General features: G+C 35.4%; 11 protein-coding genes. 5 read left to right on the forward strand and 6 right to left on the reverse strand.

Annotated elements, in window-relative coordinates; translation table 11 throughout:
* Window positions 1–247: 247 nt before the first annotated feature.
* Complete coding sequence (locus E1171_RS18340; RefSeq protein ID WP_246164420.1) at window positions 248–673, reverse strand: cupin domain-containing protein; 426 nt, start codon at window positions 671–673, stop codon at window positions 248–250.
* 48 nt (window positions 674–721) lie between these two features.
* Window positions 722–1,297, reverse strand: coding sequence for a Crp/Fnr family transcriptional regulator (locus E1171_RS18345; RefSeq protein WP_155207515.1), 576 nt, complete (start codon window positions 1,295–1,297; stop codon window positions 722–724).
* Window positions 1,298–1,761: 464 nt separating this feature from the next.
* Between E1171_RS18345 and E1171_RS18350 the strand changes: the two genes are divergently transcribed.
* The 4 genes from E1171_RS18350 to E1171_RS18365 all read left to right on the forward strand — a co-directional run bounded on the left by E1171_RS18350 (window position 1,762) and on the right by E1171_RS18365 (window position 6,903).
* Window positions 1,762–2,544 (forward strand): PepSY-like domain-containing protein, encoded by a 783-nt coding sequence (locus E1171_RS18350; protein WP_155207516.1) that lies wholly within the window; start codon window positions 1,762–1,764, stop codon window positions 2,542–2,544.
* A gap of 21 nt (window positions 2,545–2,565) precedes the next feature.
* A complete protein-coding gene (locus E1171_RS18355) occupies window positions 2,566–3,150 on the forward strand; it encodes an RNA polymerase sigma factor (protein WP_246164422.1) in 585 nt (194 codons plus the stop codon).
* Between the two features lie 10 nt (window positions 3,151–3,160).
* Window positions 3,161–4,024, forward strand: coding sequence for a FecR family protein (locus E1171_RS18360; RefSeq protein WP_155207517.1), 864 nt, complete (start codon window positions 3,161–3,163; stop codon window positions 4,022–4,024).
* Between the two features lie 191 nt (window positions 4,025–4,215).
* Entirely contained in the window at window positions 4,216–6,903 is a 2,688-nt protein-coding gene (locus E1171_RS18365) for a carboxypeptidase-like regulatory domain-containing protein (protein ID WP_155207518.1), read from the forward strand.
* A 156-nt stretch (window positions 6,904–7,059) separates the two neighbouring features.
* On the opposite strand, the gene E1171_RS18370 is transcribed toward E1171_RS18365, so the two are convergent.
* The 4 genes from E1171_RS18370 to E1171_RS18385 all read right to left on the reverse strand — a co-directional run bounded on the left by E1171_RS18370 (window position 7,060) and on the right by E1171_RS18385 (window position 10,352).
* Window positions 7,060–7,515 (reverse strand): SRPBCC family protein, encoded by a 456-nt coding sequence (locus tag E1171_RS18370; protein WP_222931539.1) that lies wholly within the window; start codon window positions 7,513–7,515, stop codon window positions 7,060–7,062.
* A 1-nt stretch (window position 7,516) separates the two neighbouring features.
* Window positions 7,517–7,846, reverse strand: a complete 330-nt coding sequence (locus E1171_RS18375; RefSeq protein WP_155207520.1) for an ArsR/SmtB family transcription factor — start codon at window positions 7,844–7,846, stop codon at window positions 7,517–7,519.
* Between the two features lie 239 nt (window positions 7,847–8,085).
* Window positions 8,086–9,222 carry a nuclear transport factor 2 family protein gene (locus E1171_RS18380; RefSeq protein WP_155207521.1) on the reverse strand — a complete coding sequence of 379 codons (1,137 nt, stop codon included), beginning with the start codon at window positions 9,220–9,222 and terminating at the stop codon, window positions 8,086–8,088.
* An 86-nt stretch (window positions 9,223–9,308) separates the two neighbouring features.
* Window positions 9,309–10,352, reverse strand: a complete 1,044-nt coding sequence (locus tag E1171_RS18385) for a helix-turn-helix domain-containing protein (protein ID WP_155207522.1) — start codon at window positions 10,350–10,352, stop codon at window positions 9,309–9,311.
* 534 nt (window positions 10,353–10,886) lie between these two features.
* Between E1171_RS18385 and E1171_RS18390 the strand changes: the two genes are divergently transcribed.
* A partial coding sequence (locus tag E1171_RS18390) for a two-component regulator propeller domain-containing protein (protein WP_155207523.1) occupies window positions 10,887–13,376 on the forward strand: 2,490 nt, incomplete at its 3' end.

A 13,376-nucleotide genomic window follows, 5' to 3' on the forward strand; every position in this document is an offset into this window, starting at 1 on the left:
TTTGTTATTTTAATATTTTAAGGCATTAAGCTGATTAATTTCCATCAAGGTATTTTTCTCGCCTGAGGTCCTATTCCTCGAATTATGTCCCATTTGCTTTTTATCTTTGCATAACGGTTAGGTTAATGATAGAGGTCGATAACCTTGCTTTTTAATCTTTCAAATAAAACGAACGCTGAAGTGGTTTTTCGTTATTAATTTTACCACGGGAACTGGCTTCAGTTTTTTACCAATAATTGGCGGTAGTTCAATTTCCATTCTTAGGAGGTAATATTTCTATTAGCTCTTTTTCTCCATTAAGTAGATAGTAGGCAATAAACTTCATGGGTTCTTTGTTCGAATAATTGTCAAAATGGGCAATAGGAGTTTCGGCAGGTTCAAAAAAGGCATCTCCGGCTTTTAATACCTTTGGGGATTCTCCTTCAACCTGGACCAAACAACTCCCCGATACAATATATCCCACAACTGGACAGGGATGTTTATGATATATTCCTTTTTGTCCTGCTTCAAACTCAATTTCTACTACCTTAATAGAGGAAAAGGTTCGCATTCCGACGTTGGCGTTTAATAGATTATTTCTGTGAATCTGGTTTTGAGCATTTGCTTTCATAAATAGGGTAATAAAGATTATTAAAGATAAATAGCGTTTCATAGAGCCTTTGGATATTCCCATAATGAATAGTTTTTTATTTGTGGCTCAAAACTACAAGACTATTCTCTGCTATTCATTGATGTAGGTTAAGGATTTGATCCTGCTCAAAGATTCTGGCTTTATGCCTAAATAGGATGCAATATGGTACTGAGTGACTAATTGTTCTATTTGAGGATAGGTTTTTAGGAGTAACCTATACCGCTCTGTGGCTGAATCTGTTAATAAAGAAGTTTCCCTTTGGCATTTTTTAATAAATAAGGTATCGGCTAGGTACTTCCCAAACAAGTACCAATCTCCTGTGCTTTTTAATAATTCACTGTAATCTTTATATGGAATGATATAGATGGTTGTGTCAGCTAATGCTTGAAGGTTTCCTTTTGATGGCATTTGGGTAAGAAAACTTGTATAAGAACTTACAAAAGAACCTTGTAAATAGATATCTATGTTAAATTCATCTCCATCCTTCTGAACATAGGAACGTAAAACTCCTTCCTGAATAAATCCAATAAATGAGCAAATATTCCCAGCTTTCAATAGGAAATCTTTTTTTTTAAGATAGACTTTCTTTAATACTTTACTCAAATTGAGGTAATGCTCCTCTTGAAGCCCAATCTTGTCAATCAATATGTCTCTAAAATTATTCATTATGTTGTGAAGTTTTAGGTTCTGACTAAAGGCAAATTATCAGCTTTCATTCTTTTCAAAAGTAGACTTTTAGACCGAAAGAAATGAATAGGGTTTTGATTATAGGCGATTTTCTAGCCCATCCACACTAGTTCTAACCCCATAGCACCTGTTTCCTTAAAAATTAAAGTAAAGTTCCTATTATCTCTGAAATAGGGAAATAAAAGGCAGGAATTTCTATTTCAAAAACTGCTTGTACTATTTATTATGGTGGGTTGGAAAATAGTGGACATAATTATAAACCTGTAGAATATATTATTCCTTGTATTGGTTATGTTTCCCCTTCTCATTAGCCTACTATTATCAAGTTTAATTGATAAAAACTCTTTTTATTTTTTTACACAGGCAACTGTTTAGAGGGTTCTTTCCGTATCGGTGTCAAAAATAAATTATTTCAAAAATTGTTTCACCAAAATAAAACGAAAATGGTAAAGAAAATTTTAGCAATGGTCCTATCTCTGGCTTTGTTTACTGCTTGCCAGGATGAAGAAGTGGTTTCTGATAATTTGGACGAGGTAACAGTAGACGAGATTAGTGCTGCAAGCTTGCCATCCAGTTCAATAGCGTTTATTGAAGAGAATTTTGTTGGGGAAGTGGTTACTTCAGCCTATGTTCTTTCAGATGAAGAAAGCACTAATTACGAAGCTTTCTTGACTGACGGAATGAATCTTGTTTTCTCTTCGGACGGCAGTTTGGAAGGTTTTGGTGAAGAGGCCTCTCTGGTGGATTGTGGTGGAAGACTTCACAGACTACATGGAAACCGGTTTGGCGACCACCGACCTCCAAATGCAGCAGAAGTAAACCTAGAGGATTTGCCTGCTAATGTAGCGGATTATCTGACGACAAATTATCCTGATGGTACACTTTTGAAGGCGATATTCATCGACCACGAAGATGTTACCCAATATCATATGCTTATTCGTGAGGTGGGGGCCGTGATCTTTGATGTGGACGGAAATTTTCTTCAGGTAAGGGAACGTCCTGAAAGGACTTGCGGTGATTTTGTGGCCTTGACTGTCGAAGAATTGCCAACTGCAGTGACTGATTACATTATTGAAAATTACCCTGAAAATGAAATTTTACGAGCGAGAACGGGTACACGTGATGAGGTAGTTGAAATACATGCCTTAGTAGAAGGAGTTGGAGCTTTGATTTTTGATGAAAATGGTATTTTTTTGGAGTTGAAAACTTGTGGAATGGATCGTTAACCGTTATGTTTTCATCAAAGCATGCCGGGAATTGTAAGATTCTCGGTATATTTTCCTCAACAAATGAGCATGACAGAAGATCTATTAGAGCTAATTGAAGGGTGTAAATCAAATTGCAGAAATGCACAAGAAACGCTGTACAGAAAATATTATGGGTACGCCATGAGCATTTGCTTATTGTATTCAAAAACCAGGGCGGAAGCAGAAGAAATAGCACACGATGGTTTTTTGAAGGTGTTCTCCAAAATTAAACAATACGATGCGAATTTTGGATTTAAGAGTTGGATAAGGCGCATATTCATAAACAGTGCAATTGACTACTTTAGAAGGAATAGAAAACACTACGAACATGATGACCTCGAGGAGGCCAGAGGTATGGAGAGTTTTAATGACAATGCCATCGATCAATTAGCTGCCCAGGAAATTATGCTCCTAGTTCAAGACTTATCCCCTTCATATCAGATGGTATTCAACCTGTATGTAATGGAGGGGTATAAGCACCATGAAATAGCAGAGCAATTGGGGATAACAGAAGGGACATCGAAATCTAATTTGGCGAAGGCCAGAAATAAATTAAAGCTAGCATTAAGTCATATGACATCTTAAGGGAGGGATTATGGAAAACTTTGATAAAAAAATACAAAACAAACTGTCTTCCTATCGAAGTGAGGAAACCCCCAGTGACGCTTCGGTGGAGAAAATGCTGAGCAAGTTGGATCAGGTATTGCCGAAGGAAGACAAAGTGAAACCAATTTCTACTTTAAAAGAGAAAAAATCATCTCTTGGGCTTATTTATAAGCTTGTTGCTTCTGTCACCATTTTCTTTTTGATGTTTTATACCACTTATAGATGGAATGAAATGTCCGTTGTAGTAGGAAATGCCGCACATAAAGTATGGATACTTCCTGATGGATCGAAAGTGAAAATCAACGCCGGTTCAGAGCTTCGTTACAATAAATTATTATGGGTTTTTGAGCGAAAGGTAACATTAACGGGAGAAGCCTTTTTTGAAGTTAAGAAAGGGGAGAAGTTTGTAGTTGATTCTGAATTAGGAACCACACAAGTATTGGGAACTAGTTTCAATATTTTTGCAAGAGTAAAGAGTTATGAAGTCAGGTGCAGTACAGGTAGTGTGAGAGTGACCTCTAAAAGTACAAATGACCAAGTACTTTTAAAGCCAGGTGAAGGGGTAACATTTAAAACACAATCTCTTCAACCATTTGAATTTGATGTTGCTAACGATAAAGACTGGCGAAAAGGAGCTTTTTTCTTCGATGAAACAATCTTTGAAAGTGTAATTGCAGAGCTGGAAAGGCAGTATAATGTAGAGATTAGCTATCCAAAGGATTACGCTAACCTTTTATATTCGGGATACTTTGATAATCAGAATTTGGCAAAAGCATTGAAACTTGTTTGTGAACCGGTGGGGCTTGAATATCAACAAAAGGGCAAAAAAATCAAGTTTACTGCTTTAGAGTAATGATGCTGCTAGGTTTTGGTTAGAAAATTTGTTTACTGTTAATGATTGAATAGGAAATTTGCTTTATGGGTTTAGGTAATGCCTGTTTTGATTTGTCAATTATGATATCTATTTAATTAGTATTATTAATGAAATAATTGTTTTTATTAATAATGTTTTAGTTGTAAAGGTCAATATTGCTATTATTGTACATGAGAATTGGAATTTTTCTTATTGTATTTATTCTTGCTTTTTGGCCAATTTTAATGTTTGGCAATGATCGTTTTGTGATCAATGAAGATTTCAGGAATACTCCACTTAGAGAAGTACTGCATACACTTAAGGACAATTACCAACTAAAGATTGCCTTCAGTGATAAGTTTGTTCGTGATATTGAAATCAATACACTTGTCAATAACCTTAATGTACATGATGCGTTCAACAAAATTCTGGAAAGTACAGGGCTGACTTTTGAATTGATTGATGATAATACCGTCATTATTAAAAGAAGGAAAAAGAACGAAATTGAAAAGCCCAGCAGTTTTGTGTTATCGGGGGTCGTTAGTGATGCTAATACGGGTGAAAGCTTACCTTATGCATATGTTTGGGTCGAACCTGACAACAAGAATATTTTGACCAATGTAGAAGGGTATTTTTCTATTCCTAATGCCAATTCATCTACCCAACTGAGGGTGTCGTATTTGGAATATAACGATACATTGGTGACTATAACTGACCAATATCAAAAGAGGCGATTACATATTCATTTAAAACCCAGATTGGTAGAATTAGAAGAGGTGGTGGTGTCTTCTGAGGTGGACAATTTTAAAGCAGAGATACAAGCGGGCAAGATTACCATGAATCCCAAAATGGCATTAAGAACTCCTTCCAATGGAGAAGCAGATGTTTTTAGGGCTTTGCAGCTTTTGCCAGGCGTAAATGCCACCAATGAGGTTTCTTCAAGCCTAAATATTAATGGAGGGACCTCTAATCAAAATCTGGTCTTATTTGATGGTTTTACAGTGTACCACGTAGATCACTTCTTCGGATATCTTAGTGCATTCAATCCGGTGGCCATAAAGTCATTAAGACTATATAAGGGAGGATTCCCCAGTAAATATGGTGGACGTGTATCCAGTGTGGTGGATATTTCGGGAAAAGATGGTAATAGGTATAAGACCAGCGGGTCATTAGGGCTTAATTTATTGAGTGTGAATACCACATTGGAAGTGCCACTCTCTAATAATGGTACAACCTTATTTTTTTCAGGAAGACGTTCGTATACTGATAAATTGGGCTCTTCTTTGTTTAATAATATATTCGACATCTTTAAAAGCAGTATTATAGAAGATCCCCTTGGGGCGAGACAACCTAGATCTCGCACAACTGAAAGCGAGCTCGTTCCCAATTTTTATTATTCCGACCTTAATCTAAAATTTTCCACAAAAGTAGGTCCCAAAAATCACTTATGGTTTAGTTTTTACAATAGCAAAGATGTACTGAATTATTCACAATCAACGCAAAGCAATTTCAGGGACACCCTAAATGTTGCTACGGAGGACCTAGGTTTTATTGAATGGGGAAATATAGGGTCTTCCTTAAATTTATCTAGACAGTGGAATAGTAAACATTATTCAAATATGCTGTTTTCTTATTCTTTTTATGAAAGTGACTTCAAAAAACAATCAAATAGTATAAATAGATCTGCTACATTGGGAAAGTTTGAGACCAATGCAAGTCAAGACCAATATAATAATATTGAAGACCTTACTTTTAAATTCGATCATGAATGGGAGTTGAGTAATTCAAATAAACTGGAAACTGGATTATTGACTTCCTTATATTCTAATCAATTTGGGTATGAGGCAGACGGTTTGGTGTTAGTCGATAAAATTGAAGATAATAAATGGCTGTTTTCCCATTACCTACAAGGCACTTTTTCTTTAAATTCCGCTTTTTCTTTGAGCCCTGGAATTCGAAGTAGTTATTTTACAACCACTGACAAGTTATACTTTGAACCAAGGTTGTCTTTTAATTATCGCCTTAATGAATTTTTTCAGTTCAAGGGAGCTACAGGTTTATACTATCAGTTTATTAACCAATCTAATACAAAAAATGTGCTAGAAGGCAGCCGTGATTTCTGGATTTTAGCAAATGATACCAATGTTCCGGTTCAGCGTTCCTGGCATGGTCTTTTGGGTTTTGAATACAACAAAGCTGGGGCAACAATTTCACTTAATTACTTTCAAAAGGAATTTGATGGATTATTGGAATATGCCTTTAAAAATGGTGCTTTGCTAAGCCAGTTTGAAGAGGAAAATCGAATCTTTGCAGTTGGGAAAGGTAGTTCTAAAGGGGTGGAGTTTATGGTCAAAAAGGATTTTGGAAAGTTCAGTAGTTGGGCTTCTTATACTATAGGCCAAGTTATACATAGGTTTCCCAAAATTAATGATGGAAAAAGCTTTTTTGCTGACCATGACCAACGGCACGAATTCAATTGGTTGGGGATTTACAGATTAAATCGCTTTGAGTTTTCGGCCACCTGGATTTATGGTTCTGGGAAACCCTATAGTTTAGTTCGGGGGGTGGAAACACGAAATAGTTCAGACAATAGGGGGCCTGCTATTAGCTTTCTGAAGGTGACAGATAGAAACGTATTACGATTGCCTACCTACCATCGACTCGACATTAGTGCCAAGTATACTTTTAATTTAGATAAAGCAAAGGCAAACATTGCCTTAAGCGTTTTCAATCTTTACAATCGAGAAAATTTTTTGGATACAAGGGTTTCAGTGCTAGCACCCAGAGATTCCAGAAATAGGAGAGATCCCATTATAAATACCTCTATGGTTCCACTTTTAGGGATTACTTCTAATTTATCCTTTGGTATCGAATTTTGAAAAAGAAAAGATTCTCTTTCTGTTTTTTGCTAAGTAATTCATGGGGGTCTCTAGAGCATGAAAGGACAGATAGTGGCTCCTTGGATTTGGATTTTGTGAACCTATCCTTTCTAGTTTTGGGAGACACTTACTTGTTCAAATTCTTAGTAAAAGTTTTTATTTGATAAGTGTGTATACAAAACCTTCCAGTCTATCAAAAGCCGAGCCCCAACCATTATAGATGCCCATTTTTTCTTGTTGTTTACAATATTCTTCTGTTGGGTGAATCACCTTGAAAGTAAATTGAGTTTTATCTCCATTTTCCTTAAAGTGTGCCTCTAATATGACTCCTTCTGTCATGGGTTTGAAGTTTGCGGAAGTAACTATTTTTTCAAATTCAACTATTTCCGAATACATCCCTTCAGAAATAAACTCCCTTCCATCCCGCATTAACATTACATACTTCCAGTTGCCACCAATCTTAAAGTCATGCTCAATTATTTTGACCTCTAATCCATTTGGTCCCCACCATTGGGTAATATGTTCAGGCTTAGTCCAGGCCTCCCAAACTAATTGAAGGGGCGCATTGAATGTCCTTTCTATAGTTACGGTACGATTGTCAGTTTCGGTCATTTTATCCATTTTTTTTATTTTTGGTTTGAAGTTCCATTAAATAATTCTCGAAATTGTCTAATCTATCCTCCCACAAATTGCGATATTGTTCTATCCATAGGAAAGCAGGTACAAGGTTTTTAGGTTGAATTTGGCAATAACGTTCTCTTCCTTTTTGATTGATATGAATTATTCCACATTCATCTAGAATTTTGAGGTGTTTTGAAATGGCTGGTCGACTAATGTCAAATTTTTCAGCTACCGCATTTACCGTAAGGGGTTCAATTGCAAGCAACTCTATTATATCTCTTCTGACCGGGTCGGCAATTGCTTGGAAAACATCTCTTCTCATGTTTACTTTTACGTAACTATTCGGTTACTAATATGAGTGTAATCATTTGGTTACGCAAGTGTATTGGAGAAATTAATTTAGATTGATTTATGATACTTGTGAAATTTGAGGAGGGGCTTTATAAGTAAGGGTAAAGGTAAATTAAAACAAACGTCGTCTTCCAATAGGGAACTACGTTTGTTTTAAATGCTTAACGAGGATTTTTGTTTTAAATCATTATTTGATAAAAGGGGTATATATCAGTTTTCATTAACTCGTTTACTTATTATATGAGAATAATTCTGTTCTAATACCCTGATCATCTCCTTTGCTAATTTGTACGCTGAAGCAGGATTTTGTCCTGTAATTAAACGTTCATCTACTATTACATTTTCTTTCCAGTTATCTGCTCCTGAAAATAGGGCTCCTCGTTTTTTTAAGGTAGACTCTAATAAAAAAGGAACAACTTTGTCTTGTTTTGTAGCTCGCTCTTCATTGTCGGTAAATGAAGTTAGACGCTTTCCTTTTACAAGGTTTTCCCCATTACTGAGCTCGACATTGACCAAACCAGAGGGGCCATGGCAAACGGCGGCTACAACCCCATTATTTTCATATATCTGGCTTGTAATTTTATTCAAAGTAGTATGATTGGGCAGGTCCCACATAGTACCATGACCACCTACATAATAAATGGCGGCATATTTTTTTGGATCGATCTGATCAGGCGTTATGACATGAGTAAATCGATAATAGGCTGTAGGGTTTTGGACAAACCAAAGGTTGAGTGAATCATTCATGTCTTTTCCGTACATTCTGGTTTTCCCTCCTTTGGGACTGACAAAGTCAATCTCATAGCCGGCATCATGAATGGGTTTGTAAACATGAGAGACTTCCCCTAGATGAAGTCCAGTTTTTCGATCAGTATCTCCCATTTTCTCATGACTGGTAAGTACAAACAGAACCCGCTTCCTATTATCGATCGCCATACCGGCAAAAGTTTTTACTGCAATGAGCCATTCTCCATTCATTTTGAGCAAGTTGATATAGTCTGCAAATTTCCAGTTCGGATATTCTATCTCGATTTTTGCCTGGGCAGCACTTCCTTGAACATCAATAGAAACTATTCTGGACTTACAGTTGTGCTTTCGGCCAGGTTTGATATTTCCTATATAATCATCAATGGGCCAAATGGTATACAGGCTATCTTTTTTCATATAGCGGAGATCTGCCGTTGGGTGAAAAGCACTCTTTAATAAGGTAAGATCTCCATTATTCCGACCATTGATGTATTTCCAAAGGGTCTCTTCGATTTTAGTCTTTTCACTTGATGTTAATTGAGCAAAACACCAGGAGTTCATTCCGAATAAGGCAATTAGTAGGATAAATTTTTTCTTCATCGTGATTACTTTTTTTCCTGTAAATCACGGTCACAGAACCTATCAATCCTACCAGATTCATGAATGTGGGATACTATATGATGATTTTAGAACTGTTTGCGGTAATCATTTGCCGTCATGCCTACAACTTTTTTGAAGGATGCATTAAAAGATGAGAGGCTATTAAAGCCACTATCATAAGCGATGGAGGCAATGGTGTAGTGCTGATGCTCGGGTAAGGAGAGAAGTCGTTTTGCTTCCTGAACTCTTAAGTTGACAATATATTTGGAGTAATTGAAATTCGTGGTTTGGTTGATGACCTGAGATAATTCTTTGCTGTTAATGCCTAGTTGTTTACTCAGTTTTGTTAATGTAAGGCTAGGGTTGAGAAAAAGCTTTTCCTCTTCCATTAGTTTTGTCAACTTTTCCATATAGCCTTCTGCCTCTGATATACTTAATGAAGAATTGGCATATTTGATTGGAGATTCAATGACAATGTTCTTCTTTGATCTTTTATATACCCAAAGTAGAATAGAGATGTAGACTATTAAGGAAAATGATAAAGCTCCGACGATATAGGAAGTGTAAGAAGTTGTTTCATAAGCTATCCAAATTATGGTAGTGCCCATGTAGATATTTAGCAGCCAAAATTCCTGGTCAGAAAGTTTCTGTTTGGGTTTTATGAGTTTTTTAAAAATTCCCTTTAGGAAATTACCAGAGATAAGGATATAGATCATCCATTGCTTATAAATAAGGTTTATAAACTGTACCCAATAGTTACGATCCTCATAATAGGAATAGTTGAAACTGAAAACCGATATAATTATAATGAAAGGAACTACATGCCACCACCAGACCTTTTTAAGTTTGTGATCTTTTTTGGTCATACTGGTCACATAGAGATACAAAAATGGGCCTATCAAAAGGCAAGCAGATAGCCCAAATTTTATGAAGAACTCAAAGATATTGGAATTAAAATAAATGAATACTGATTTTATTATTCTTATGCTCAGCATTAAGAGTAATCCTCCCAGAAAATATTTGGAGAGTCGTTTTTCCCCATTCACAAAAATGAAGTATCCACTCAATAAAAAGCCGTTTATAGCCCCTAAAGCACTGAAAAGAAATATGAATTGCTGTTCAAGATTCATAAGGTAAAAAGTGAGAGTGTATTAAAATTTTATATAGACCAAGTTATTATACAAAATCCAGGGTAACGTTTAGGGTATGGTATTGGGGCTATCATTGATAGTATTACCCTATTAAAGTTTTGTTTACCCAACATTCTTTTAGTACCACAAGATAATTATCTATTTGAGAGAGTGCAAGCCAATTCAATGGTAGCAAGTTGACTTTTATGAAATCTAATTAGAAAGCAACCAGCAATCCTGAGGGATGTGAGATTTTTTAAATTCAGTATCGATCGGCAAACATAGTGTTAAAGGTTGTAAGTCTCCTAATGAAAACTATTGAGGTAAAATCTTGATTTATTTCCTATAAAAATTTACTTATTTTCATGTTTAAAAAATCTTCCATTCCCTTCTTTTTGGGTTATTTTGATTTATTTGCTATAATACAAATGCTTAGTTTTTAAATGTTTAAAAACAAGTTCTGGATGTTTGGTAATATTTTGCTAATTAACAAATGCTATACTAAGTTGAATTAAAAAGTAAACTCTACATTAAATGGGGAAGTGTTATAAATTCAAATATGTTGCTTTTTTACTCTTTTATTTTTCACTTCTTAGCATTTCTTTAAGTGCCCAGCAATCTCTCCGAATTTATGACCAACCTAATTTTGATAAGGAGTTGATATATGACCAGATTGAATCCATTTTGAGTGACAGAGATGGGTTTGTCTGGTTGGCTACTTCAACAGGTTTAATTAAGTATGATGGTTATGAGTTTACCACCTACATTCATAACTCAAATGGTAAAACTTCTATTTCAGAGAATTTTGTAACAACACTTTTTGAGGATAGTAAAGGTCAAATATGGCTTGGGACATATAATAATGGACTAAATGTTTACAATAAGCAGTATGATGAGTTTAATCATTACAGGCACCTTTCAAATGATTCAAGTAGTCTTGCCACCAATAAAATTCCTAGAGCTAACAAGGTGATTATTGAAGATAAAGAAGGATTTATTTGGGTGAATACTGAAGGTGGATTAAACAGAATTGATCCTATTACTCAGATTGTAGAAAGACATATGGGAAATCTGGAAGGGCAATTAGTCTACGATTCCACCCAAAATGTTTTTTGGATTGGTGGTGAATCTTTAATTAGATATGATCCCATTCGAAAATCTGTCAAAAATTTTATAATTCATCCCAAAGTAAAAAGGGTAAACTCCTTACTGTGGGACAAAGAGGGGTTATTTTGGTTAGGTACTGACATAGGCCTATTTCTGTTTAGTCCGAAAGAGGAAGAATTCAAGGATCCAATTAAGTTTTTTCTATTTAATAAAATTGAGGATCAATCCATTTTTTTAGAACCAATAAGTGCTATTTACGAAGATTTCAAAGGTGGCCTTTGGATAAGTGTGGGAAAGAAGATTTTTATATTGAATAAATCTTCAGGAAAAATTGAAGTTCTGAAATATGAGAAAGGGAGCACAGTTGGTATCCTAAATGAAAATATTAGAGGCATTTTTGGGAATAAAAAGGGATTAATCTGGATCACTTATGATTCAAGAAAACTTACTAAAATTAACCTCAATGTAAAAAATTTCCATCCCATTAAATTTGACCCTCAAAAGGCTAATTCTTTAAATGGTAAAAATGCACGTTCAATTCTTAAGGATAAAAGAAATAATCTTTGGGTGGGAACTTATCATTTTGGGCTAAATAGAATTTCTAAATCGGAAGAAATTAACCACTACCTACACGACCCAAACGATATTCATTCATTAAGTTCAAATTTTATTACAGCCATATTTATTGACCGCAGGGAAAGGCTTTGGGTGGGAACTCTAGAGGATGGGTTTTGCTTTGCTGATAATATTTATCAGAACCATCAACTTAAGTTTCAAAGGTCACAGTTTGACGAAAAGGTAGAGATTCATGAATTTACAGAGGATGTGGTGGGAAATATTTGGATAAGTACCAACAAAGGATTTTTCATTTTTGATAGGAACAGTGGAGAACTGAATCACTATGGAGGCGACTTTAATCAGGTAAAGGCACTTCAGGAGATAAATGTCCAGTCCGTTGTTTATGAGGCACCTAATATCTTTTGGTTTGCATCTTGGAATAAAGGGATTGGGAAATTGACTATAAATTCTGATAAACAACTTTCTGCTAATTCTTCTACAGATTCCCTTCTGCTTTTCGAAAACATAAAAGATATAGAGAGTAATGTGCTGGATAATAGATTTATCAATATTATTAGAGATAAAAGGCAGAATTTTTGGCTGGCCTCAAGTGTCAACGGTTTGGTGAAAATGATGTTGAATAAAGAGGAGGCATCTTTTATTAAATATGATGTTCAAAGGGGGGCGCCAGCACACACCATTTATGGTTTGGTGGAGGGAAACCATGGATTTATTTGGTTAAGCTCGAGAAATGGCATAGGGAAATTTGATCCCATTTCTGGGCAATTTATGAATTACTACCAAAGTGATGGCCTTCATACAAATTCCTTTATTTGGGATGCATATTTTCAAAGTCAGGAAGGAGAGATATTTTTTGGTGGAATTAATGGATTGACGGCCTTTTATCCGGATAGTATACAAGGTGATAAAACTATTCCCCAACCATATCTTTCAAGATTAACCATTAATCACGATGAAGTAAAGATTGGTGAAAAAATTAATGATCGGAAGGTTTTGGATAAAACTTTAAGGTTTACTAAAGCTGTGTCTCTTACCCACAGAGAGTCTAATTTTTCTTTAGAATTTAAAGCCCTTCATTCAAAAAATCCCAGGGAAGTATGGTTTAGCTATCAATTGGAAGGATTTGATGAAGACTGGATCAACACTTCTTCCAGCAATAGAATTGCTACCTATACTAATCTAAAAGCAGGAACCTATACTTTTAAAGTCAGAGCTACAAATAATTTAGGCCAATGGGAGAACCCTCCCGCTGTTTTAAAAATTATTGTTATTGCCCCTTGGTGGGAAAGAGCTTGGGCCTTTACTATTTATATTATCCTTTTTTTATTCCTTCTTTAT

The sequence above is a fragment of the Xanthovirga aplysinae genome, assembly GCF_009711365.1.
In the GTDB taxonomy this organism is placed as follows: Bacteria; Bacteroidota; Bacteroidia; order Cytophagales; family Cyclobacteriaceae; genus Xanthovirga; species Xanthovirga aplysinae.

Coding starts and splice junctions, on each gene's coding strand:
- E1171_RS18340 (WP_246164420.1), bottom strand. CDS start 673: ATGGGAATATCCAAAGGCTCTATGAAACGCTATTTATCTTTAATAATC.
- E1171_RS18345 (WP_155207515.1), bottom strand. CDS start 1,297: ATGAATAATTTTAGAGACATATTGATTGACAAGATTGGGCTTCAAGAG.
- E1171_RS18350 (WP_155207516.1), top strand. CDS start 1,762: ATGGTAAAGAAAATTTTAGCAATGGTCCTATCTCTGGCTTTGTTTACT.
- E1171_RS18355 (WP_246164422.1), top strand. CDS start 2,566: ATGCCGGGAATTGTAAGATTCTCGGTATATTTTCCTCAACAAATGAGC.
- E1171_RS18360 (WP_155207517.1), top strand. CDS start 3,161: ATGGAAAACTTTGATAAAAAAATACAAAACAAACTGTCTTCCTATCGA.
- E1171_RS18365 (WP_155207518.1), top strand. CDS start 4,216: ATGAGAATTGGAATTTTTCTTATTGTATTTATTCTTGCTTTTTGGCCA.
- E1171_RS18370 (WP_222931539.1), bottom strand. CDS start 7,515: ATGACCGAAACTGACAATCGTACCGTAACTATAGAAAGGACATTCAAT.
- E1171_RS18375 (WP_155207520.1), bottom strand. CDS start 7,846: ATGAGAAGAGATGTTTTCCAAGCAATTGCCGACCCGGTCAGAAGAGAT.
- E1171_RS18380 (WP_155207521.1), bottom strand. CDS start 9,222: ATGAAGAAAAAATTTATCCTACTAATTGCCTTATTCGGAATGAACTCC.
- E1171_RS18385 (WP_155207522.1), bottom strand. CDS start 10,352: ATGAATCTTGAACAGCAATTCATATTTCTTTTCAGTGCTTTAGGGGCT.